The sequence below is a fragment of the Mangrovibacillus sp. Mu-81 genome (assembly GCF_036867415.1).
Lineage (GTDB): Bacteria > Bacillota > Bacilli > Bacillales > Bacillaceae_B > Rossellomorea.
The window spans coordinates 80,926-103,105 of the sequence record NZ_JBAJHU010000001.1 but is presented as its reverse complement, the minus strand read 5'-3'; the positions used below and the strand labels follow the sequence as shown (position 1 = coordinate 103,105).

General features: G+C 43.0%; 22 protein-coding genes and 1 riboswitch. Of the genes, 7 read left to right on the top strand and 15 right to left on the bottom strand.

The genetic code is table 11. The features are described 5' to 3' along the window. Nucleotides 1-23: 23 nt before the first annotated feature. Both V6B33_RS00510 and V6B33_RS00505 read right to left on the bottom strand, forming a co-directional pair. Nucleotides 24-1,247, bottom strand: coding sequence for a Ger(x)C family spore germination protein (locus tag V6B33_RS00510; RefSeq protein WP_334215784.1), 1,224 nt, complete (start codon nt 1,245-1,247; stop codon nt 24-26). Next, nucleotides 1,237-2,859, bottom strand: coding sequence for a spore germination protein (locus tag V6B33_RS00505; protein WP_334215783.1), 1,623 nt, complete (start codon nt 2,857-2,859; stop codon nt 1,237-1,239). Before V6B33_RS00505 ends, V6B33_RS00510 begins: the two co-directional genes overlap by 11 nt. 295 nt (nt 2,860-3,154) lie before the next feature. Between V6B33_RS00505 and V6B33_RS00500 the strand changes: the two genes are divergently transcribed. From V6B33_RS00500 to V6B33_RS00490, 3 genes are all read left to right on the top strand, one after another. After that, nucleotides 3,155-3,379 carry a hypothetical protein gene (locus V6B33_RS00500; RefSeq protein WP_334215782.1) on the top strand — a complete coding sequence of 75 codons (225 nt, stop codon included), beginning with the start codon at nt 3,155-3,157 and terminating at the stop codon, nt 3,377-3,379. Between the two features lie 179 nt (nt 3,380-3,558). Then, nucleotides 3,559-4,200, top strand: coding sequence for a LysE family transporter (locus tag V6B33_RS00495; RefSeq protein WP_334215781.1), 642 nt, complete (start codon nt 3,559-3,561; stop codon nt 4,198-4,200). Nucleotides 4,201-4,342: 142 nt separating this feature from the next. Continuing rightward, complete coding sequence (locus V6B33_RS00490) at nt 4,343-5,767, top strand: PQQ-dependent sugar dehydrogenase (protein ID WP_334215780.1); 1,425 nt, start codon at nt 4,343-4,345, stop codon at nt 5,765-5,767. 414 nt (nt 5,768-6,181) lie between these two features. Here the strand turns inward: V6B33_RS00490 and V6B33_RS00485 are convergent, their stop codons facing one another. Both V6B33_RS00485 and V6B33_RS00480 read right to left on the bottom strand, forming a co-directional pair. Next, nucleotides 6,182-6,745, bottom strand: a complete 564-nt coding sequence (locus V6B33_RS00485) for a hypothetical protein (RefSeq protein WP_334215779.1) — start codon at nt 6,743-6,745, stop codon at nt 6,182-6,184. 236 nt (nt 6,746-6,981) lie between these two features. After that, nucleotides 6,982-7,371, bottom strand: a complete 390-nt coding sequence (locus V6B33_RS00480; protein ID WP_334215778.1) for a cupredoxin domain-containing protein — start codon at nt 7,369-7,371, stop codon at nt 6,982-6,984. Nucleotides 7,372-7,537: 166 nt separating this feature from the next. Here V6B33_RS00480 and V6B33_RS00475 point away from each other — a divergent pair, with 166 nt between their 5' ends. Further along, nucleotides 7,538-9,106: an alkaline phosphatase family protein gene (locus V6B33_RS00475; protein ID WP_334215777.1), complete on the top strand. Its 1,569-nt coding sequence runs from the start codon at nt 7,538-7,540 to the stop codon at nt 9,104-9,106. 72 nt (nt 9,107-9,178) lie between these two features. Here V6B33_RS00475 and V6B33_RS00470 read toward each other — a convergent pair whose 3' ends face one another. Then, nucleotides 9,179-10,441, bottom strand: a complete 1,263-nt coding sequence (locus V6B33_RS00470) for a cytochrome P450 (protein WP_334215776.1) — start codon at nt 10,439-10,441, stop codon at nt 9,179-9,181. A 516-nt stretch (nt 10,442-10,957) separates the two neighbouring features. Between V6B33_RS00470 and V6B33_RS00465 the strand changes: the two genes are divergently transcribed. Together V6B33_RS00465 and V6B33_RS00460 are read left to right on the top strand one after the other, a co-directional pair. After that, nucleotides 10,958-11,110 carry a hypothetical protein gene (locus V6B33_RS00465; RefSeq protein WP_334215775.1) on the top strand — a complete coding sequence of 51 codons (153 nt, stop codon included), beginning with the start codon at nt 10,958-10,960 and terminating at the stop codon, nt 11,108-11,110. A 170-nt stretch (nt 11,111-11,280) separates the two neighbouring features. Next, nucleotides 11,281-12,105 (top strand): STAS domain-containing protein, encoded by an 825-nt coding sequence (locus V6B33_RS00460; RefSeq protein WP_334215774.1) that lies wholly within the window; start codon nt 11,281-11,283, stop codon nt 12,103-12,105. Nucleotides 12,106-12,349: 244 nt separating this feature from the next. Here V6B33_RS00460 and V6B33_RS00455 read toward each other — a convergent pair whose 3' ends face one another. The 9 genes from V6B33_RS00455 to V6B33_RS00415 form a co-directional block, all read right to left on the bottom strand. After that, complete coding sequence (locus V6B33_RS00455) at nt 12,350-12,859, bottom strand: DinB family protein (protein ID WP_334215773.1); 510 nt, start codon at nt 12,857-12,859, stop codon at nt 12,350-12,352. 242 nt (nt 12,860-13,101) lie between these two features. After that, the gene (locus tag V6B33_RS00450; protein WP_442915427.1) at nt 13,102-14,292 is read right to left on the bottom strand and encodes an aspartate kinase; all 1,191 of its coding nucleotides are present in this window, start codon (nt 14,290-14,292) and stop codon (nt 13,102-13,104) included. Nucleotides 14,293-14,337: 45 nt separating this feature from the next. Then, a complete protein-coding gene (locus V6B33_RS00445; protein WP_334215771.1) occupies nt 14,338-15,591 on the bottom strand; it encodes a homoserine dehydrogenase in 1,254 nt (417 codons plus the stop codon). A gap of 151 nt (nt 15,592-15,742) precedes the next feature. Then, nucleotides 15,743-15,853: riboswitch (SAM riboswitch) on the bottom strand. A 255-nt stretch (nt 15,854-16,108) separates the two neighbouring features. Further along, nucleotides 16,109-16,792 carry a response regulator transcription factor gene (locus tag V6B33_RS00440; RefSeq protein ID WP_334215770.1) on the bottom strand — a complete coding sequence of 228 codons (684 nt, stop codon included), beginning with the start codon at nt 16,790-16,792 and terminating at the stop codon, nt 16,109-16,111. After that, complete coding sequence (locus V6B33_RS00435; protein WP_334215769.1) at nt 16,770-17,867, bottom strand: sensor histidine kinase; 1,098 nt, start codon at nt 17,865-17,867, stop codon at nt 16,770-16,772. Before V6B33_RS00435 ends, V6B33_RS00440 begins: the two co-directional genes overlap by 23 nt. A 60-nt stretch (nt 17,868-17,927) precedes the next feature. After that, on the bottom strand, nt 17,928-18,602 hold the full coding sequence (locus tag V6B33_RS00430) for an ABC transporter ATP-binding protein (protein ID WP_334215768.1): 675 nt from the start codon (nt 18,600-18,602) through the stop codon (nt 17,928-17,930). After that, nucleotides 18,602-19,669 (bottom strand): ABC transporter permease, encoded by a 1,068-nt coding sequence (locus V6B33_RS00425; RefSeq protein WP_334215767.1) that lies wholly within the window; start codon nt 19,667-19,669, stop codon nt 18,602-18,604. Before V6B33_RS00425 ends, V6B33_RS00430 begins: the two co-directional genes overlap by 1 nt. A gap of 1 nt (nt 19,670) precedes the next feature. Next, nucleotides 19,671-19,874: a DUF5957 family protein gene (locus V6B33_RS00420; RefSeq protein WP_334215766.1), complete on the bottom strand. Its 204-nt coding sequence runs from the start codon at nt 19,872-19,874 to the stop codon at nt 19,671-19,673. 5 nt (nt 19,875-19,879) lie between these two features. Then, nucleotides 19,880-20,287, bottom strand: a complete 408-nt coding sequence (locus V6B33_RS00415) for a DUF6220 domain-containing protein (protein ID WP_334215765.1) — start codon at nt 20,285-20,287, stop codon at nt 19,880-19,882. Nucleotides 20,288-20,517: 230 nt separating this feature from the next. Here V6B33_RS00415 and V6B33_RS00410 point away from each other — a divergent pair, with 230 nt between their 5' ends. Then, nucleotides 20,518-20,676: a hypothetical protein gene (locus V6B33_RS00410; protein WP_334215764.1), complete on the top strand. Its 159-nt coding sequence runs from the start codon at nt 20,518-20,520 to the stop codon at nt 20,674-20,676. A gap of 147 nt (nt 20,677-20,823) precedes the next feature. On the opposite strand, the gene V6B33_RS00405 is transcribed toward V6B33_RS00410, so the two are convergent. Further along, nucleotides 20,824-22,167 (bottom strand): GntP family permease, encoded by a 1,344-nt coding sequence (locus V6B33_RS00405; RefSeq protein ID WP_334215763.1) that lies wholly within the window; start codon nt 22,165-22,167, stop codon nt 20,824-20,826. Nucleotides 22,168-22,180 lie beyond the last annotated feature (13 nt).

The following is a 22,180-nucleotide window of genomic DNA, read 5'->3' as shown; positions in this document are numbered from 1 at the left end:
TTATTGGTACCTCCTTTTCTTACCTATTGGTTTTCTTCTATAGTTGAAAGAAACGATTTATTTCGTAGGCCAGCTTGCCGGATGTAGGCTTCGACAGTAATATCCACCTTTAATTCCGGGAAGTACACATCGTTCCACATCGGTTTTAATCTTTTCCAGTCATCTGGTCTGGTACGGCGGATTTCTTCTCCAAATCCAAAGATATCTGCTTTATTTGTTTGAGCCTGCTCAATCGCTTTTTTAATATCTTTTTTTATTACTTTTTCAACCTCTTCTTCCATCCTTGAAATAACCTTTACATCTGTGATATCTACTGGTACATTCATTTCCCCTATACTTCCTTCCACGCGTGTATGAATAGAGATAGAGGGTTGACCATTCTTCAATTGCCCGGACACTTTTGTTTTTTGACGTACAGTTTGATATGCAATAGCTTCTTTTTTGTTTTTCCAATCAATGTTGATGGTTGTTCCTTGGATTTCATCAAGAATCCATACGGTTCCTTTAGCTGCTCCTCCATACAACCAATCGACTAACTTTCCTTCTTTTATCATGGCGATTCCACTGGCTTGAAGGATAGATTCAGGCTCACTTTCCTGAATGTTCCCTAACTGGCTGGCATGATTGGGATTGCCTAAAAGACGAAACCCTGATACCACGCTTACCTCATCCGGGGATTGCATGTCCGTCATCACTTCTTGGACCGACGTCTTAATGCTCTCTCCCCATTTCTTTTGGGAGAACTCTAAAGTTTTCAGCACCTTATTTGCCGGAATCTTATCAACGGGGGTTAATGTTTTCACGAGTTCTTCTGCAGTTGTTTGATGCGTGATCACCATGGTTGTAGTGACTCGAAATTCATGGTCTCGATCGATTGCATCGATAAAAGTAGTCAATCCTTCTTCTCTTGCCAGGTTCTCACCAACGACCACCAGGTTAGTGTGAGCATAATATAATCTTCGGGAAGCTTTGCTGGAGGCCCGTCTGCTTGCTTCTACCATATTATCACCAGTAGCCGAATAGATCGTTACAGGCGGGCTTTGACTACCGCCACCCCCGCGCATGCCTCCAGCCACATTCCCGGGATTAATTATTTGAAGTGTCAGAAGATATTTCCCATCGTCCGTTTTATCTACTCCCATGGCCGCCACGATTGCAAGGTCAGTCAACTCTTTTTTGCTCCAGCAACCGGATAGCAAGACGGGGATTGTCATCAATACTATAAGAAAAACCAGCTTATGCTTCATTGTTGCCACCTTCTTTAAAATCCCGATTGACCATACCGCGGGATGCAGGAGGCCCAGGACGCTGATTCTTCCCTTCGCGAACGGTATTTGCACTAATTAAGCGCGGTCTTTGTCTTAGTGTCCACCATGGCAGCCTGATGAATGTATCTCCATTATTTACGGGTGTAAAGGGAGCAAATGGGGCCATATAAGGCACACCAAATGAACGAAGACTGCAAAGATGAACGACCATCATCAGAAGAATTAAAATGATTCCGTAGAAACCAAATGTGGCTGCACCGATCATGAACAAGAACCGAAGTAAACGGACTGAAATGGCCATATCAAAGGAAGGAGTGGCAAAGCTGGCGATCGCTGTGATTGATACGATAATGACCATGGCAGGTGACACAATGCTCGCTTGAACAGCTGCTTGTCCAATCACAAGGGCACCGACAATGGATACAGCCGAACCAATCGCTTTTGGCAGCCGGATTCCTGCTTCCCGTAAGATTTCAAACGTTAATTCCATAAGAAGAGCTTCCACAAACCCGGGAAAAGGTACGGCTTCCCTCTGTGCTGCAATGGCCACAATGAGTGTAGTGGGTACCATTTCCTGGTGGAAAGTTGTGACTGCCACAAAGGTAGCAGGGGCAATAAGCGAAATGAAAAACATCAAAATACGTAAAAGGCGGACCGATGTCGCAATATCATAACGTACATAATAGTCCTCTGCCGATTGGAAAAATTGGATAAACACAGCAGGCGCAATCAGTACAAAAGGCGTTCCATCGACAAAAATCGCAATCCTTCCCTCAAACAAATTCCCTGCCACAACATCAGGTCTTTCCGTGTTGAAAATCGTTGGAAAGGGCGTCATTGTTTGATCTTCAATTAATTGTTCGATATAGCCTGATTCCAATATGCTATCAATATCAATCTTGTTTAATCGCTGACGAACTTCTTTAACAATTTGATCATTGGCGATGCCGTGTATGTACATAAGCGTCACATCTGTTTTGGTCACGCGCCCAACCTTCAAGGACTCCATCCATAAATCGGGGGTCTTAATAATGCGGCGTACCATGGATGTATTGGTGTCAATCGACTCTGTAAACGCCCCTTTGGGACCACGGACCACCATTTGAGTGGTGGATTCTGAAATGGCGCGTTTTTCGCCGCCTTTCGTGCATGCACTTAGAACTTTAGCTATTCCATCCACCAGGACAAGCGTATCACCCGCCATTAACGATAAGAACAGGTCCTCCCAGGTATTGAAGGATGACACGTTACCAACCGACATCATGTCTTCAGAAATCAGCTCTAACGCATCGTCCCGATTCAATTTTTCTTTATCATCAACTTTCATCATCGATTGCAGTAAGAACTCTTGAATCGATTGATTGTTTACGATTCCTTCGATATAGACAATAGCCGACTTAACATCGGAGTTTCTCCCCATTTTCAAATGACGAACTACGATGTCTGAACTGTTTCCCGTTTTCTGTCGAATGACGTCAAGGTTGGCTGATAATGACTCTTGAATATGGTCTTCCGACTGAACTGCAGCTTGATTTTCAGCATCACGCTGCCGGTTCTTTTTTGGTTTTCGACCTTTAAAGAACGAAGACATATATTCAGACACCCTTCTCTTATTTTTTAGGCTTTTTTCGCATACTTTGTTGCTTTACACACACAAGGAACTACCGGAACTTGGGTGTTTTCGGGTCGTACGTCCATAACCAATTTAAGCTTGAGTTTGACCCACTTCATTCAAACTCCTAGACACTAGACGTAATGCAACAATCTTCTAAATCCAGCTTTTTTTATTACTTTAACCCTATCAGCGGTTATTATGTAACTTTTAACAAAAGATATCACTGTATGATACTGAACCAATAGAAAACCTGGCAGGAGGAGTGATAAGTATGAAAATCATGGGTATATCCCTGTTAATGTTAGGGTGTTTAATGGCTTTTTCACTAAGTCTCGATATTCTCCAGGGGTTTGATGTTTCGCAGGCTTGGCAAAATGCTGTCAGTCCATTTCGCGTAATGGAAGTAGTCGAATTATTCGTGCTCTATTTTCTTCTGTTTCTGTTTTTTGTTGAATCTGCCTATTGTTTTATAAAGGGCAGAAAAGAAAACAAATAGGTGTAAATGGAGTGATAGCAAACCAGAGACGAGACCCATAGGTGAGGTAGCACTAATGAAAGATTTAATGAAATTTCTAATTCAAAAGTTTCCTGTAACGCCTCTAATTCATTAAGAAGGCATGTGTCATGAGGGGACAAGCATAGGATGAAGTAGGATGAATTTCAGGGGGAACTTACTTGGAGATTCTATTAACGTTCACTCATTATGTTGTGCTTGGGCTCAGCCTTGCAGCTCCCATCGGACCGATGAATTTAGAAGTAATTAAGAGAGGGATAACAAGCGGCTTCTTACAAGCCTGGTATGTAGGCTTGGGGGGATTGTCCGGAGATATTATTATTCTCATTGGAATATTCTTTGGTTTACATCAAGTGATCGAGCTGACTTTCGTCCAAATATTGATGTACGTAATCGGGATTTTTATGCTGGGATACTTAGGGATATCCAGTATCAAATTAGCTTTCTCAAAAGGCGCTCATATGTACAGTCAGGAGGAACTAACTAAACAAGGAAATAATGCTTACCTTACTGGATTTTTAATCGCCGTTGCCAATCCGTTAAGTTTGTTTTTTTGGTTTGGTGTGTTTGGTACTTCACTTAAGGTACTGATGGAAGCTAACTCAACCACCATCTCTTTAGTATGCAGCTTTGGCATTATAATTGGTCTCTTCCTTTGGAACCTTAATTTATGCTTTACTTCTCACTTCTCCAAGAAAGTAATGAGTGAGCGATTAATGAGGGGAATCACTTTATTGGCCGGGATATGCCTATTTGGGTATGCAGTGAATTTTGTTTATCATTTATTTCTGCTGCTTGCTTAATACGTATCGTTAGTTCAATTCGCATAATCGAGATTCAAGTTGTAGAACCCTGTAAGATTCCCATACCCTTTCCTGGTACTAACAGAAAACTTACAATCATATTATTGCAAAAGAAGACACAAAAAAAGGGGAGTAGAATTAATTGAAAAAAGTTAAGGTTAATTTACGGCCCATTGTAAGTAAGATAAACTTACCCACTGTTTTGAAAACAGCTATACTGCCGGGTGACTCATTGGAAAGATTATTTATTGCCACCCAGACAGGAGAGATCTTTTACATAGGAAACGAACGGTTAGAAACTTTCTTGGATATTGGCCCTCGGATTCTAAAACTGGGTGTTTCCGGGGGCAGATATGATGAACGGGGATTGCTGGGGCTGGCGTTTCATCCCGAGTTTTATTATAACGGTCTGTTTTATCTTCATTATTCAGTGGCTGGAACACAAGGTCCAGGTGCTCTGCATAATTCAGAAGGGGTTCTTAAATCTTTTAAGCCTGATCCGTGTGACCCTGAAACCTTACACTTAAAATGGATAAATAGAGAAACTCACTATGATCATATTGATACAGTTGAAGAATGGATACTACAATCGTACGTCCAGCCTCAGAAACGGCGGACATTACTTAACGTAAGAAGACCATTTTATAATCATAATGGGGTTAACAGCTTAAACTTCTCACCTGAAACAGGAAAACTCATTTTTACAAACGGAGATGGCGGATCAGGTTATGATCCATATAATTTAAGCCAGGACGATATGGAAATCGCCGGTAAAATAATTGAAATTGATGTAGCAAAGAATACCCCTATCCACGATCCACCCGCAGTCACACGTTTTCATGAACTTCCCGTCCCCATTCAGGCAACCCTTTCAATAATGGCCAAAGGAGTTCGCAATATCCCCGGCATTTCATTTCAAAGAACTTCGAATGGGTATATCAAATATACCGGAAATGTCGGACAGAATCTGGTGGAGTCGATTTTTTCATTCGTTCATTATAAACCACTGCCGGTTACTCAGCTTGTTCAAGCTTCTATCATGAATTCTGAACCTGTAAAACAAAGAATGATAAACTTTGGCTGGCGAGGCTGGGAAGGTGCTTTTCCCACTTCGATTATAAGAGGCTGCACGGAAACTCCGACTTTAGATGAGAAAACAATTGCTTATTACAATGAAGCAGTAACACTCTCAGAGAGCCGCCTTCAGCCCCTGACCAGTTATTTTCATGAAGATCCCCGACCCGATAAGTTTGGAGGAACCGCACTGACAGGAGTGCAAGCATATATGGGAAATAGCATCCCCGATTTAACAGGAAGCGTAGTGTTTACCGATTTTACCCGGAAAGAACCTCCAGGCAGAGGGGTGCTGGCTTATACCAAGGTTAGAGCAGATTTTAAACCCAATGATTTTAGTGTTATTGAAACCGATTATCATTTTGATTCCCAATCAGCTTTTTATGTTAGTTTGGGAACGAATCTGGGTCAATCCAGACTATATTTAGGGGTTTATGGCTCTAGGAATGTGACAGATCTTAACCAAGGCACTGTTTTTGAAATAGTTCCGTGAATATATCTATAGAGGCTGAGACAAAACAAAATAACAACTGCCTAAAGGTGAACATTATTAGTGATGACCACTGAATAAGCTAATGATTTCCGTGCAAGACTTCGCTTTCCGCGGGTAGCCCGTGAGCCTCCTCGTCGCAGTTCGCTCCTGCGGGGTCTCACATAAGCTACCTTTCCCGCAGGAGTCTTCGTCTTGCACTCCAATCAACCGCTCGAACAAGCTATATACTAAATGTAAATTTACAAAGCTAATAAAAACCCGAACTTACTTGAACTTAGTATTCAGACTAAAACACTTTTGTCCCAGCCTCTGTTTTATTTTTCCAAAAACTAAACACCTTGATATGCGGCATATACCAACAGGGCCCCACCGACTTAAATTTGGTGCAGTTCCTGAGACCACAGATTGGAATAATCACTGAATGATCATCATTTTTAATCTTTTTAAAATGATTAAAGCAATTTCAACCCACACCCAGCTATAAAGGAAGGCAAATAAAAAGATACATACAGTCGTAAGAAATGAAAAGGAATCTGAGACCGCTGGACCTAAAACCGGAAAGTGAAAAATAAATAGCAGACTCATAATTCCTGCCATTAAAAGAATGGTCCCAGCAGCAATAATACTTAATCTCTTCCTGAAAAAGGAAAAAGATGCCCCTATGCCGAGTCCTAACAATCCTGTTGTAAAAGGAAAGACGAATAATTCAGTTGGCTGCAGGATGAATAATAACATTATTGTCAGCAAGTAGGTCAACACTCCAAATGGAATGGAAAACATGGAGCATAACAGAATAGGTGCAGTGGCGAGCGGACTTATAAAATATCCTATACCTGGTAAAAAGCCACCGGCAGCCTGCAGAATAGCCGCAATACAGGCAAAAATCGACCCTAAAATAAGCTTCATCGTTCTCTTATATTGATTAAATCGTATTTGAGATAACCGAACCTCATCATAAATAGGTTTAAAAAAATTCACCTCTCTCCCCTCCTTCTAAATGATATATACGTATCCATATACTGTATTTACCATTTATTAAAAGAGGAACTATTTATTAATCCAAACATCAATATCTTGTGAAATGATAAAAAGTGAACATTTACCTTTTAATAAGAACATCCGTTTGTGGAATTAGCGGTTACGAGGATGTCTGGATAATAAGTAAATTTCCTTTACCAAATGAAAAACGCAAGGCCTTATATTGGCCCTGCGTTTTATTTGACGATTACTTCCCCAACCATTCCTTCCTGGAAATGGTACCGGCATATCAGTTCATATGTACCGGGCTGTTGTGGTTTTATGTTAATGGTCATTTCTTTTCCCGGCTGGACCTCGGCGTCAATTCCGAGCTTTTCAACTGTGAAGGTGTGCTCTTTCTTACCTTTGTTTTTCAATTTCAATTTTGTGGTTGTTCCATTCGGAATCGTGATGACTTTCGGATTAAAGTAATCATCGTTCAATTCGACCTCAATCGCTTTCTCATTCTCCTGAGGCTGAACAACACTGGATTCTTCGGCAAAAACGCTGAGTGTGCCTAGAGATGTCACCATCACAACCATTGCAAGCAAACAGACCAGTCTCGTTACCCACTTTTTCACAAACATTCGCAACCCCTCCTTTCCTACATTATTCTTTTCTAATTCATTAAAAATTATCACTATAAATTAGGTTCCAACCAGTACACTCCCTTTCATTTATAAGACTCATTAATTTCATTCATCTGTTCATACTAAAAGGAAAGAAAACCAAACCATTACTGGGGATGAAGTTATGATAAAACGTTTAGTAGTCATTTTTTCTTTTCTTATTTTTACGATCGGTTGTACCGGCAGCAGCCAGACCCCGCCCCCGGATACCAAGACACCTTTCCCGCTGCAGACCGGCAGCCAGTCCCATCCGAAAGTGGTTCTCCTCGTTATTGACTCGTTAATGGATAAATCGTTGAATAAGGCAATTGAAGATGGTAAAGCTCCCGCCATGGAATTTTTAAAGAAGAACGGCCAATACAGCACTGATCTGGTAAGTTCGTATCCGACAATGTCGGTCACGATAGACAGTTCTTTAATTACAGGCACGTATCCAGATCAGCATAAAATACCAGGGCTTGTCTGGTTTGATGATAAAGAAAGACGAATCATTACCTATGGAAATGGACTTTTTGAAATCTTAAAGCTTGGTGTTTCTGATTTTGCAAGGAACGGTCTTTATGCCTATAACAATCAAGACTTGAGCAGCAACGTAAAAACCATACATGAAGACCTGGACCATGCAGGCTTAAAGACTGCTTCTATAAATGCGTTGATTTACCGTGGAAATTATCCTCATACCCTGAAGGTCCCCGGCTTCATTTCGGCAATGACCAACCTGCCTGAGGAAATACAAACCATGGGTCCAGAAACGCTGTCATTAGGGTTGTTCTCCAGAGAGAATGAGGAAAACAATCATATCATCAATCGAATTGGCCTGAATGATTCTTTTGCAGCGGAGGAGTTGATCTATCTGATAAAGAATAACACTTTACCTTCCTTTACAATCCTGTATTTACCGGAAAATGATTTTACGGTACACAGAAAAGGTCCTTCCGCGATTAAAGGAATTGAAGATGCCGATAAACAGCTCCAAAACGTTCTAAATAGCTTTCCTGATTGGAACGATGCACTCGCTGACATTGTGTGGGTTATTATGGGGGACAGCAACCAGTCCTCAGTGAAAGCAAATAAAAAAGAAGCTCTCATAGACCTTAGAAAAGAACTCTCTGAATACAACATATTGGAGCTGGGCGAGGCTGTCCGTGCTAAAGACGAAATTGTTATCACCGCAAATGAACGGATGGCGTATCTTTATATTCTTAAAGAGGACATTCAGCTGCGGCAAATGGCGAAAAAATTACAAAAAGAGTCTCGTATTGCTTGGATAGCATGGAAGGACAACGAAGGTATAAACGTAATATCCCCTGATCATCAAGGGGAACTGTCATTTCAGCCGGGAGGCCCCTATAAGGACCAATATCACCAGTCATGGTCCGTAAAAGGAAACAGTGATATCCTCGATATGAAAATGAAAGAGAATACAATCAGTTATGGAAATTACCCCGATGCTTTAGCAAGGCTGTATGGGGCGGCAGAATCACAAAAAGGCCGATTTCTTATCATGGATGCCAAACCAGGATATGAATTCATAGGAGAAAGTTCACCTGAGCATTCCGGCGGAGGTGCCCACGGCTCGATGCACAAGGCAGATTCAACGGTTCCACTCATTGTATCAGGAACAAATAAAAGCATTGAGAACTTACGAATCGTTGATTTAAAAGACTGGATTATGGAGATTATCCAAAGATAAAGAAAGCCAGCCTGAAATCGGGAATCGAATTAGTTCCATTTTTTCTTCTTGCTAACAACAAACAAAATGTGATTATGCTTTTCGTTTAACACCCTTTACCGCCACTTTGCTATCGGGAATACTAGGTATGCTCACCAAACTGTAACTTAAATCCTGGTCAGGAACGTCATATTCCATTTGGTTCACCAGATAATCGAGACATACGTTCATGACTGCCAAGGTGATCCACTCTCCGGCACATCGATGGCCCATCATGTAGTCACCCCCGCCCTGCGGAATGAAGTTAAAGGGGCTTCCATCCCATTTGGCAAACCGGTCAGGATTGAACACATCAGGGTTTTCCCAGATTTCCGGGTGATGATTGGTGCCATACAGATCCAGTAAAGTTAATGTTCCTTCTTCAAAGCCGTAGCCGTTCCAGGTGAAATCTTTTTTTACCAGCGCTGCAACGAACGGAAAGAATGGATAAAAGCGGCGGACTTCCTGTACAAACATCTGAGCATGCTGTTTATCGCCTGATTTCAGTTTCTCCCTTTCTTCCGGATGCTGATGCAATGCGAGCGCTGTGAAATTGATGAATATAGCAATCGCCACGATCGGTCTCAAGATATTAAGGATTTCGACTGAAGCGGTGTCGGTGGTCAATAGATTCCCTTCTAAATCGCGATGCCAGGCAAATCTATAGAGGGCGGTATCCTCTGGTGGATTGATTTCATCATTACGAACCTTATCAACCAGATGCCCCATCCGTTTCTCCACTTTGTTCCGTGCCCTTCTTCCCAGCCAGTGGTTTGGACCAACTGCGGCCGGGGTCTCGAACATCGCCGCCAAATCTTTGGTTATTTCTTTCACATCTTCTTCTGGCAACGGGACACCTGCCCACTCGCAGGCTGTCCTGCACATGATTTCCTTTACTTCGTCATAAAGAATGACTTGGTCCATCTGTTCCCATTTACTTAGTGCTGTCTCCCATTGATGCTTTGTCATGTCTGTCAGCTTTTGAATTGCCTGTGGAGACATGAGGGACATAAACATTTCCTTCCGATGTTTATGCTCTTCTCCATCCAGCACCTGAACACCATTCTCCCCGAATAATGTTTGGACCGCCCGCTTCGGCGCAGCGCCTTTCCTTTTGAATTTATCATGGTCATAAAAAACTTCTGCAGCTTCTTTCCCTGACATGCAGATCGCTTTCTTTCCAAGTAATCTGGTCTCAAAGACATTCGAATGAAAGCTTTGACGTCTGTTTAAAATGTACATATATCCTTCTCTCAGAAGGCTCAAGCTATGATCGATTCCTTCTTCCCGCGGCATTTGATTTTTATTTTCCGACATATGATTCATCTCCATTTAATTAGTGATGAGGTTATTTTTATTACTTTCCCTTAATACTCTCAAAAAAACTCGGAATCTGTTCTATTTTAGAAGTATATAATGTGAAAGATTTCTACTTGCTCTTTAGTTAAATCTTTCACAGCTTCGTTTAGTTTTGTGAGAGCTTCTTCTATTATGTACAAAAGAATGGAAAACTCGTTCAGTATGTACGAGTTGAAGGGAACTTAACACACATTCAAATTCTCCCAGACAGGAAACCTATTTTCGATTATCTTGTAATCGCCCCTCCCTCCTCATCGGACAAATCCACGCCGCCTATCATTTTCGTTCACCTTTATACACAACCAAATAAAAATATAGAATTAATCCTAAAAGAATAATTTAAGAAGATATTTCAAGTAATCATACCTATTAAGTGGGTATTTACGTTTAAACGTTGCCAGACCGTCATTCGTCTCTGTCATTTTTACTAGTAGAATTATCATAGGTCTATTGCATTGACAGGTAGGTGACTGAATGAATCTCAAAAAATACAATCTGGGCGACAAAGTTTTATATAAGGACGAAGAGTATAAAATCTTCTGGATTTATGGAAATGGTTATATTGAAATTTCCAAAGAAATCTATACAACTGAGCTTGTTCATATTAATGACGTTACGTTTCTCTAACCTTACTTAATGTCTATTGATCGATAAGGACATAGCATTACCTTGCAATAGACCAGCCTTGATTATCAGTACATCGGCAAAGTGGGCAATAATATTTTCTAATACTCCTTTTATATAGAAGTGTAAATTCACATGTTATAATAATTTCAAATGTAAAGGGGGGTCATTTTATGGATACCAGGATTGATAAATCTAAAATTATGAATATTTCTGAGAGCATACTGGCACTAAAGAATATTCCTGCGGCAGAACAAATTGATAGTTTGAATCGATATAACTCGCAGAAGGGTGAGGAAGTCTTACAACGTTGGCGTGAGGAGCTTATCGAACTTTTCGCTTTTTCATTCACTAATAAAGATACTACTAACAAATCTGAAGTCGAAAGCTGGGGTGAAGAAACGATAAACTCATTAATCAAGATTGATTTTACTCTTGATAATGCTATCAATGTAATTAAACACTATCGTACTGTTGTTGGTGAAATTATTAAAAAAGAAGCAGAAGAATTAGAACTTTCATTGTCCGAATATCATGACATCATCTATAAATTAACATCAGTCATAGATTTTGCCATTCATTGGCTTAGTGTTACATATACCCGTTTTTACACAAACAGAATACATGCAGCGGAAACGTCTGTATTAGAACTTTCAATTCCGGTCATAAAAATACAAAACGGAATAGGGGTTCTTCCATTGATTGGTGATGTCGATACAAAAAGGGCACAGGAACTCATGGATCAGGCACTATCGAAAAGCGCTCAACTTTCTCTTGAATACCTTCTAATTGATCTTTCAGGAGTACCAATCATTGATACAATGGTGGCTGACAGAATTTTCAAGGTTATAGATTCACTCAGACTTCTTGGTATTAGACCCATGCTGACTGGCATAAGACCAGAAATTGCACAAACAATGGTCCAACTAGGGATTGATTTCAGCTCAATCTCCACCTTCGCTAACCTTCAAATTGCACTTTCTACTATTAAGGACTAGGAAAATTTTCATTTTTACTCACCTCATTGTGACGGTGAGTTTTTTGTTGTTTGCTATGAATCAAGAATGAACTTTTTCGGGGAGTTCTCTTATTCAACTAGACTGTACAATAATTGAATAAAGAGAAGGATGGACCGTAACGGGGTCTGTTTTGAAGTTACAATGTTAAGGAAGGTTCAATATTAAAAAACCTAATTTTTCAGCATTAAATGAGAAATTAGGTTTTTCATTAATAGAATAAGACTTATAAGTATTTATCACTAATCACTTTCATATGGTGTAACTCGTGCCCGGCAATGCCATATGCAATGGTTCCTACCGAAACTGGGTTGTTCATTACAGTTCCATTACGAACCCATGCTGCATCATCAATGGTTGAAATAAGGCTTAACGTGTTGGAGCGTACCATGTCTAAACCAGCTAGTAACTGCTCCCAGGATAATTTGTTGAAGTTTGCCGCAGAAACGTATTGATCCTGTTCCATTGCTGGGAGTGATGCACTTTCATTTCGTGCAATGGCAAGCATTCGATACGACATCACACGTTCCGAGTCGGTCATGTGTCCAATCACTTCTTTTAAAGTCCATTTCCCTGGTGCGTATGCCTTCCTTGCTGTCTCCTCTGATACGCTGCTTAAGAGGTTAATCGTCTTAGTTCGTTGCTTACTAAGTATTTCTTCAATATCTCCATCTGGCACAAGACTAACATACCTATCATGCTCAGGATTTTCAATACATAATGGTCGTGGACGCACAAGAATCCTCCTCCTCGGAATAGTTAATTCTGGTTATAGGCTAATATTCGACTGTCAAGAAGATATTTCCTTTATTTTTGATATTTAATTTCATTACCGCAAAACGCACCATGAATAGCGGGACTCGTTCCAATCGGTACTCCAGTTTCAATCAGTCTTAGGTAAAAAATATATAGGGTTGCCTATACACTTTTTTTCATTTTGAAACGATGAGAGACAGAATGTATCACCTCCCTATCCGTTTACAAAACAGCTCTCCTTGATTCTACATAATCCAAACCAAAGTGCGTATGAAGGACCCTGGCAGCCTTTTCTACATCACACCTGTCAACCAGCGCACTTAATCCTGCAGTGGATTCCCATATGGACTCCTTCGCAATATGGCAGTCATGAAAAACGTTGGTAACCTTCTCTTTTACCTCATGTGTTGAGTTGATGCGTCCTATCACGGACACCTTTGATAGATCTTCTCTCTCTTCTATATAAGAATAGGCTTGATTGTATTGTCCAACGATTCTCTTTACTTCTTGAAAATCCTGATCTTTTACTATGAGGATAAGGTTTTCCTTGTATTTAATGATTTCTGTCTCAATATGATGGGAATCGAGATCATAAAGAATCAGTGACTCTCCTCCCTGACAGTCAAAGATTGTCAGAACAGAAATGTCTTTCTGGTAGGCTATCCCGACAATAGGTGCATTACTCTGTGTTCTTTCGCTAATGACGGTCCCCCGCCCCTCATTCGAACTGGAACAAACCACAAGTGGCACATGATGTTCCTTCGCATGTTTGATCGCTCTCGGATGCAGGACAGCAGCTCCCATGGCAGCTAAACGCAGCATCTCATCATAGGAGAGGCTGTCAATTTTTGCTGCCCGGGGCACGATTCGCGGATCCGAAGTATACACTCCATCTACATCCGTATAAACATCACACCTATCCGCTTTTAAAGCGGCGGCAAGAGCAGCTGCAGTCGTATCCGAACCGCCCCTGCCTAATGTAGTTATTTCTCCTTTATCCGTGATTCCTTGAAAACCGGCGGCCACGACGATTCGTCCTTTTGATAACTCCGATTTTATCCGATCGGTATCGATCGAGGTAATCTTGGCATTCCCAAATACTCCGTCCGTTTGGATTCCCGCCTGTCTGCCTGTCAGGGATACGGCTTCCAGCCCCGTATGCTGCAGGGCCATGGTCAAAAGGGAGATCGTCACCTGCTCGCCGGTACTTAAGAGCATATCCATTTCTCTCTTGCTTTGCTTTGCAGAGAGTTCCCCTGCCAATCTTACGAGTGTATCCGTCGTTTTATTCATTGCTGATACTACTGCGACAACATCATGGCCTTTTTCTCTTTCCTTCATGACATGAAAGACCATACGTTTGATTCGATCTGTTGAACCAACAGAGGTTCCACCAAACTTTTGAACAATCATACTCAATGATACCCCTACTTTCTATCAGACCATATTTATTAAAGATTACTTCTGGGAAATTGCAGCTCCAGTCTTCGCTTCATTTTCCAAAGGAATTTCATCCAGAATAGACACAGCTTGAATATGATCATGCGTCCGAAGAAGCGATTCCAGTGTATGTTTCCTGCCTTCAACAAATACGTACAAGTAATCGCCAAGCTGAATATGATCCTTTAAAGTGAACGATGAAATCCAGTTTTGATAATCATCCTCTTCACGGATTCTCAGAACCCATTGGCGGCTGCTCTCAACCTGAACCTCCCCGGTCCTCGCTATGCTTTCGGCAGAGGCCGTGTACTTCCTCTCTATCAACGACAGAAAATCTTCTACCATGGCGCTGCCTGTAGGCAATTTTCCAGCTCCTGGACCAAGCAGGGTAATCCTCCCTACAAGACTACCCTTTAGAGATATGGCATTTTCTACATCCTCCACACCGTAAAAAGGATGGGTGTCATGAACCAGGATGGGCTCTACTTCACCTTTGATACGGTCAATTGAATCCCTCAAGAGAGAACCTGCATGCTTGAACCGCAATCGAAAAGATTCCGCTGCCTGGATCCACTCTGCAGTCAGGTGGGATATCCCCTTACGTCGAATATTCTTCCAATCGGGCTGTCTGCCAAAGGCTGTTTGACTTAAAATCAGCAATTTATAGAACGCATCATGACCTTCGATATCATTTGTCGGATCGGCTTCAGCGTAGCCCTTCTCCTGAGCAATCTTTAAGGCTGTATCAAAGGCAAGGCCTCTATTTCTCATTTGAGATAAGATGAAGTTGGACGTCCCATTTAAAATCCCTTGAATTTGTCTGATTTCATTCACCTTCAGAAGCTGCCTGATACTGCCGATCACCGGTATTCCCCCGGCTGTCGTCGCTTCAAATCCAACCGATACCCCGTTCCTTTCCGCTTTTTCCAATAGCCCGGGACCATATTTGGCAAACATCGCTTTATTGGCCGTGACGATATGAACTCCCTTCTCAATGGCTTCGGTTAAATACGTAAAGCTCGGCTCCTCCCCCACGATCGCTTCAAAGATGACGTGCAGGTCCGGGATATCCAGAATGTCTTGGAAATCCGTTGTGACGTTGATGGATGGATCAATGTCCCTCTCTTTTGCGGGATCTTTTATAAGAATCGCCCTTACCTTCACCTCTTTACCCAGTACTTCCTTCAATCTGTCCTGATGAGTATCGATTGCTTCACAGACTCCTTGCCCTACCGTTCCGAAACCCAGAATTGCCACATTAATCGTTGACATGATTCAGCCTCCTATTATCGAATTTTCACTTTATACTTAAGAATTGATTCATTCCATGAAGATCCACTTGAGGGAAGTGAGAGCGGAAAAGAAGAGGGTATACAGAAAAGCCCTCTTCTATTAAGAAGAGGGCTAAATAATCATGCTCCTCCCCTTATCTTCCAGATCCGTATGGAATCTGTAGGAATTGGCACCTTTACAGTCTGATCCTGCAGGTTGCCGGGCTTCATCGGGCCTATCCCTCCGCCGCTCTTGATAAGAGTTATAATGTTTGGTTTTGGTATTACTTGCTATTTGAGTATGAATTGGATTATAAAGAGGATTCATTGCCTCGTCAATACTATTTTTAGTATTTTTAAAAAATTCTTTCTAATGACACAGATAATATCATTACCTATCGGTTTACTATGATATTTAAACGTATGCGGTGGAACCAGTAACCAGTAACTTGAAAAACAATCCACAGCCTAAAGCTACCCAAGATAACTTTCTGCCATTATTTAATTCCCCGATGCAATTAGGATCTAAACCGATACCCCACACCCCAAATTGTTTCAATAAACACAGGCGACGAAGGTTCCTCCTCAATCTTCTCCCGGATCTTCCTGATATGCACCGTAACCGTCGTCAAATCCCCTAAAGAGTCATACCCCCAAATCCGTTCAAACAGATGTTCTTTGCTGAAGACTCTGTTTGGGTTAGTGGCCAGAAAATACAGAAGGTCGAATTCTTTGGCGGTCACGATTTTTTCTTCTGAGTCGACGAATACTCTGCGGGAGTCCGGATCGATGACGAGGTTCCGGATTTCGATCACTTTTTTCATGTCACGGTTGATCAAGCGTTCGTATCTGGCAATATGAGCTTTTACCCGTGCGACGAGTTCACTGGGGGTGAAGGGTTTGACGATGTAGTCATCGGCTCCGCGGTCGAAGCCCCTGATTTTGTCGATGTCTTCTTTTCTTGCAGTGACCATTAAGATCGGGATGTCGAGAAATTCCCTGAGCTCCTTGCATAGCTGGAATCCGTCCGTATCCGGCAGCATCAGATCAAGCAGAATGAGGCTATATGTGTTGATCCTAGCAAGGGCAAGCCCCTCTCCGCCTGTCGATGCCAGGTCACAAGCAAAGCCGCTCACATCGAGATAGTCCCTTTCGAGTTCCGCGATATCCTTCTCATCTTCAATGATCAGTATGTTTTGCATGATCCTTCACCTTTTTCAATGTAAAATAAATGCTTGTTCCTATACCCGGCTTACTTTCTGCCCAAATGCTCCCGCCGTGCCCTTCTATGATTTTTTTGGCAATGGACAGGCCAAGCCCGCTTCCTCCTGTGGCGGAGTTTCTCGAGATGTCCGTCCTGTAGAAGCTGTCAAAGATACGGGGCAGTTCCGTTTCCGGTATCCCGCTCCCATTATCCTGAATCTCCACCTTGACATCATACTCAAGCTCCGTGAGGATGACCTGAATTTCTTTCTGTTCTTTATTCATATACTTTAAACTGTTTTGCGTGATATTCTTGACGACCCGGTCCAGCTTTTCCCTGTCAGCTTCAACGAGATAAGAACCTGACCTTTCATAGGATAGCAGCGCTTCACCGTGTTCCTTTTCAAGAGTAAAGGAAAGTTCGTCGATGAAATCATCAAAATACGCATCAAGGTGGACCTTTTCAAATTGAAACGGCAATTGGTCCATATCCAGCTTCGAATATAGGAACAGTTCATCGATGAGTCCGTCCATATCATGGGCATTCTTCTTGATCTTGGCCATGTATCGGTTCAGCTTGTCTGGAGTGCCGGCGATGCCATCTTCGATCCCGCTCACATACCCTTTGATCGAGGTTAACGGTGTTTTCAAGTCATGGGAAATGCTCGCGATAAGCTCCTGACGATTCAGCTCGTATTGCCTTTGAACCGTCTCTGCTTCCTTCAGCTTCAGGCGCATCTCTTCAAATGTATTCGATAATTGCCCCAATTCATCCTTCTTGTCAGACGCCACACTAACATCAAGATCCCCTTCACTGATCTTTCGTGCTGCGAACGACAACTTCTTGATCGGTTCTATGATGCTCTTTGACATAAAATAGGTCAGCAACCCGTTCGTCAAGACTAAAATGACCACCAGCGCACCGAAGCGGAGAGTCAGGAAAGTTTGCAGATTCTTCCCATTCAATACATAAAAGAACACATATCCAACCACGATTTCCACGATTAGAAGACTGACAAGGGGAATGACAATCATTCCGATATTCGATAAGAGCAGCCTCTTCTTTATCGACATGCCATCACCTGCTTTCCATACAATGTGAACCTGGGCTGCCGTTACTGACAGCCCCTTCTGTTACTTCTCCATTATTCGTCCATCTTCTATATATAATACCCGGTCACAGAGATGGAGGACCCGTTCATCATGGGTGACCATCAGTGCAGCCTTGTTTCTTGATTTGACCTCTTTCGCAATCATCTCGACCACCTTTTTCCCCCGCGCTGAATCGAGGCTCGCCGTCGGCTCATCGGCCAGGATCATATCCGGATCATTCATAAAGGCTCTGGCAATCGCCACTCTCTGTTTTTCCCCGCCTGAAAGTTTGTCTGGATAATTCTTCAGACGGTGGCTCAAGCCCAGGTGCTCAAGCAGCTCGATCGCCCGAGTATCAGTCTTTCTTTTTCTCCCGATATCATGCACGAGGAGCAGCTGTTCTTTTACCGTCAAATAAGGGATCAGGTTTGCTGCTTGAAAAATGAACCCGATCCTGTTCAACCGGACAGAGGTCAGCTGTGTTGAGCTGTAACCCGAAATGTCTTCTTCATCAATCATTACCTTTCCTGTGCTCGGAGTCAACAGCGCGCCGATAATCGACAGCAATGTGCTCTTCCCGGACCCGGACGGCCCGACAATCGCCGCAAACTCCCCACGCTTCACCGTATATGAAATGTTCTTTAGAACCTGTACCGTCGTATCACCGTCTCCAAATGTTTTCGAAAGATTCTCAAGCTTCAATATCGCTTTTGTCATTATTCAACCCTCCCGATCGCTTCAAGTGCATCTGTTTTTGCCACTTGGCGCACGGATAATAAAGCACCAAGCAGATTCAATAGAAGAAACAGTCCTGCCGTCCCCGCTAACAGCACCGGCGTCAGCCTGAATGGCATATCTTCCGGGATGACCTGCGTCATACCATATACAAACCCGCCGCTGACCACCAAGCCAATCGCTGTCAACAGGCTGACCTGGATCATGATGCTTTTCACAATATAGCCTGTCGTCGCCCCGATCGCCTTCAGCACCCCCAGCTGATTCTGCTTGTGAATCGTGATGACATAGAAGAACACACTCGACACAAAGGCAGAAATAATAAACAGGAAAACCACAATCATCTTCAACGAGCCCTGTGTTTCTGTGTAACCCGGAATCCCCTCAACCGCTTCATCGATCGTCAGGGTATCGAAACCATCAAGCTCTTCATACGATCCCGAATAAAGAATCGCATTATACGTTGTATCCTGCCCGCGGGACTCATGAACTCCAGTTCCAAGGTCGGTGTACACTACCGGGATATTGGAATACATCTGATCTTTGGAGAAACCTGCAATGATCAGTTCTTTCCCGGTGTTCTGATCTACAACGACATCATTCATTTTAAACCCGTCCCTTTGCATGCTTTCATCCGCAATCACTTCATCCTCTTCCAGTTCACTTATATTCTTCCCTTCTGCCACTTCCATCTCCGGATACGAATCTGTATCGACAGAGAAATACGTGACATCCACTTCTTCCTTGCCAGTTTTTTTGATAGAAGACATCATGGTTACCGACAATGGTGAAAACTCCCCATCCAGCTTCCTATCAATCCTTTTCACTTGTTGATCACTCAGACTGGAACCGACGATGGCATCTTCCGCTTCTTTATTCACCACAACATGTTCTGCCTGCAAATTCTTGATCGCCGCACTGTCCCCGAATCCCAATCCATTCGCCAACCCGCTTATAAAAAATACTAGAAACAATACTGCAGTCATGATGAGGGCAATCAACGTATACCTGACTTTTGAATGCCTCAATTCTTTAAATGCTAGAAACACCTCATTCACCCCTTTTCTTTACACTTTTTTGATCCATCACCGGAACCAGCACCGCACAGACCACCGCCGTAAAATAAGGCAGAAATTTAATCCCTAACGGCTGATTGAACACTCCCATGCTCACGATCCCAATCACACTTGATAACGCGATCCCCACTGCAAAACCACCTAATAACCCTAATAGAACGGCTGCAAATACTCTCATTTCCATCACTCCTCAATATCTTTTTTCGTCATTAAATTCCATGCATTTCTAACCAGTACAACTGCCTGACCAGCAATCACGATGGCGATTACCGGGTGTAATGCCCCGGCCCAGGGAAGCGTCCTTGTAATGTTTGCGGTTAGATACATCAGAAAAATCGCCATCATCACCGCCAGAACCTCGATCATGTACCTGCGCGGCATTCTGCCGATCAGTGCAAAAATGAACATCAATAGCGGCACCAAAAATCCAAAATAGTGAACAAACTCAACATGTTTCCCCCAATTCACCGGATTCACAAACACCGCTGCCCCCGCCATAAACACTTGCACCAGCACAGCCGCAGCGAAAAACATCGAAAACAGCAGAAAACCACCCCTGCCTATCCGGACTCCAATTCCATTTCCCTTCATCAGTCACCCTCCCTTTCATTCGAACTCTACACACATCTTACAAAGCACTTCTAAACAATTTCTTAGGAGAATATTAAATAATTCTTAAATGTGGCGGGGCATAGAAAAACGACAGTTCAATAGGAGAACTGCCGCTTAGCAGGAAGAGTGGATATACGAATTCAACGGATATCCCGAGTGCATATTGACCATAATAAGAGCCTGCAACCAAGAATGGAAGGAGAGCGATTATGCCACAAAACCAACAACCCAAACAGAAATTGGATTCAGCCATGAAGCAAAGCTTTGCTGGAACGGATGCTCAAGAAGTGAAAAAACAAATCCAGAAAGATGTGAGTGAAGGTCAGGGTGCAATGACTTCCCGAGAGGCAGGAGCGATGAGGGACTAGGGTTTTCTCTTGTTACAAGGGGAAGAGGCTTTTATACCCGGACGAGTACGAGAATTATCCAAGCAGCTCCATAAATAATAAATCAAAAATGAATTAGAAGACTGCAAAAAAGGTCCATCCCTCTGAAGGATGGACCTTTCCCATTTTCTACAATCCCGGAAGTATCCCCGAGAACAAACTCAAGATCAATACAGTCGTGATCGCTGTCAGCCCGGCGATGAATCCGCCGAGCGTCCATGCTTTAAGCGTCTGCGGGACGGTCAGTTTACCGAACCTGTTCACGACCCAGAAGCCTGAGTCGTTCGGAAGGGATAGACCGATTCCGCCGGCACAGATGGCAAGACCGAGCAGGATCGGTGAGACACCAAGGTCTGCTGCCATCGGTCCCATGATACTGGACGTCGTCACTAGGGCAACGGTTGCGGATCCGAGTGATGCACGCAGGATCTGCGAGAAGATGAAAGCAAGGATCAGAACCGGCACGCTCCAGCTTTGCATCGTTTCGATGAGATAGTCGCCGATTCCGCTTTTATTGATGACGGCTCCGAATGCTCCGCCGGCACCTGTCACGAGGATGATGATCCCCGCCGAGTTGATCGCTTCAGAATACAATCTGCTGTTAGGAACAGAGATGTACGGTCTCAGCAAAATGATCGCTGCGATGACACTGATGAACAGGGCGATGTTCTTGTCACCAATGAATCCCAGTACACTTGCAAGTCCTGTATCAGGGAATAGCAGTTGAGATAGTGTGTTGAGCAGGATGAGTCCAATAGGCAGTGCCAGCATGAAGAAGCTAAGTCCTGTACTGATTTCTTTCTTTGGCGCATCTTCAAGACTAACTGCCACTTCCTCTACGGCACCTGAGTGGTTCATGCGCTTCCCGATGAATAATCCGTAGAAGTATCCGCCGGCAAGTGTGGCCGGGATAGAAACCAGAAGCCCGTAAAGGATGAATAAGCCAAGGTCAGATCCCGTATTTTCCGCTACAACAAGCGGTCCCGGCGTTGGGGCGATCATGTTATGAGATACGATCAAACCGACACCTAGTGCGGTTACAAATGAAATGATCGAGATTCCCGTTTTCTTCGATAAACTTTTAATCAACCCGCTTAAGATAACGAATGCCGCATCGAAGAATACCGGGATCGACACCGCCGTTCCCGTCAAGGCAAGACCAGCCGGGGATTTTTTCACCCCGAATACTTTTAACACTGCGGCGGCAATTTTTTCAACTGCTCCTGAGGCACCCAGGAACTGTCCGAAGATGACACCGAGTCCGATCAGGATCCCGACGCCGGTCAGCGTATTCCCGAACCCTTGTGTGACGGTGGCTGCCACTTCATTCAGCGGCATTCCAATGACAACGGCAGTGGCAAATGCGATGCCGATCAGTGATAGAAATGGTTCAACCTTCAATTTTAAAATCAAGAAAAAAAGTGCAGCCAATGATAGAAAGAAAATCACAATCAACATATTCCCTGTAACCATGTCCAGTTACCCC

Bases quoted from the DNA above. Each gene is read 5' to 3' on its own strand.
- V6B33_RS00510 (WP_334215784.1), bottom strand. From the start codon at position 1,247: ATGAAGCATAAGCTGGTTTTTCTTATAGTATTGATGACAATCCCCGTC.
- V6B33_RS00505 (WP_334215783.1), bottom strand. From the start codon at position 2,859: ATGTCTTCGTTCTTTAAAGGTCGAAAACCAAAAAAGAACCGGCAGCGT.
- V6B33_RS00500 (WP_334215782.1), top strand. From the start codon at position 3,155: ATGAAAATCATGGGTATATCCCTGTTAATGTTAGGGTGTTTAATGGCT.
- V6B33_RS00480 (WP_334215778.1), bottom strand. From the start codon at position 7,371: ATGTTTGTGAAAAAGTGGGTAACGAGACTGGTCTGTTTGCTTGCAATG.
- V6B33_RS00475 (WP_334215777.1), top strand. From the start codon at position 7,538: ATGATAAAACGTTTAGTAGTCATTTTTTCTTTTCTTATTTTTACGATC.
- V6B33_RS00470 (WP_334215776.1), bottom strand. From the start codon at position 10,441: ATGTCGGAAAATAAAAATCAAATGCCGCGGGAAGAAGGAATCGATCAT.
- V6B33_RS00465 (WP_334215775.1), top strand. From the start codon at position 10,958: ATGAATCTCAAAAAATACAATCTGGGCGACAAAGTTTTATATAAGGAC.
- V6B33_RS00460 (WP_334215774.1), top strand. From the start codon at position 11,281: ATGGATACCAGGATTGATAAATCTAAAATTATGAATATTTCTGAGAGC.
- V6B33_RS00450 (WP_442915427.1), bottom strand. From the start codon at position 14,292: ATGATTGTTCAAAAGTTTGGTGGAACCTCTGTTGGTTCAACAGATCGA.
- V6B33_RS00445 (WP_334215771.1), bottom strand. From the start codon at position 15,591: ATGTCAACGATTAATGTGGCAATTCTGGGTTTCGGAACGGTAGGGCAA.
- V6B33_RS00440 (WP_334215770.1), bottom strand. From the start codon at position 16,792: ATGCAAAACATACTGATCATTGAAGATGAGAAGGATATCGCGGAACTC.
- V6B33_RS00435 (WP_334215769.1), bottom strand. From the start codon at position 17,867: ATGTCGATAAAGAAGAGGCTGCTCTTATCGAATATCGGAATGATTGTC.
- V6B33_RS00430 (WP_334215768.1), bottom strand. From the start codon at position 18,602: ATGACAAAAGCGATATTGAAGCTTGAGAATCTTTCGAAAACATTTGGA.
- V6B33_RS00420 (WP_334215766.1), bottom strand. From the start codon at position 19,874: ATGAGAGTATTTGCAGCCGTTCTATTAGGGTTATTAGGTGGTTTTGCA.
- V6B33_RS00415 (WP_334215765.1), bottom strand. From the start codon at position 20,287: ATGAAGGGAAATGGAATTGGAGTCCGGATAGGCAGGGGTGGTTTTCTG.
- V6B33_RS00410 (WP_334215764.1), top strand. From the start codon at position 20,518: ATGCCACAAAACCAACAACCCAAACAGAAATTGGATTCAGCCATGAAG.
- V6B33_RS00405 (WP_334215763.1), bottom strand. From the start codon at position 22,167: ATGGTTACAGGGAATATGTTGATTGTGATTTTCTTTCTATCATTGGCT.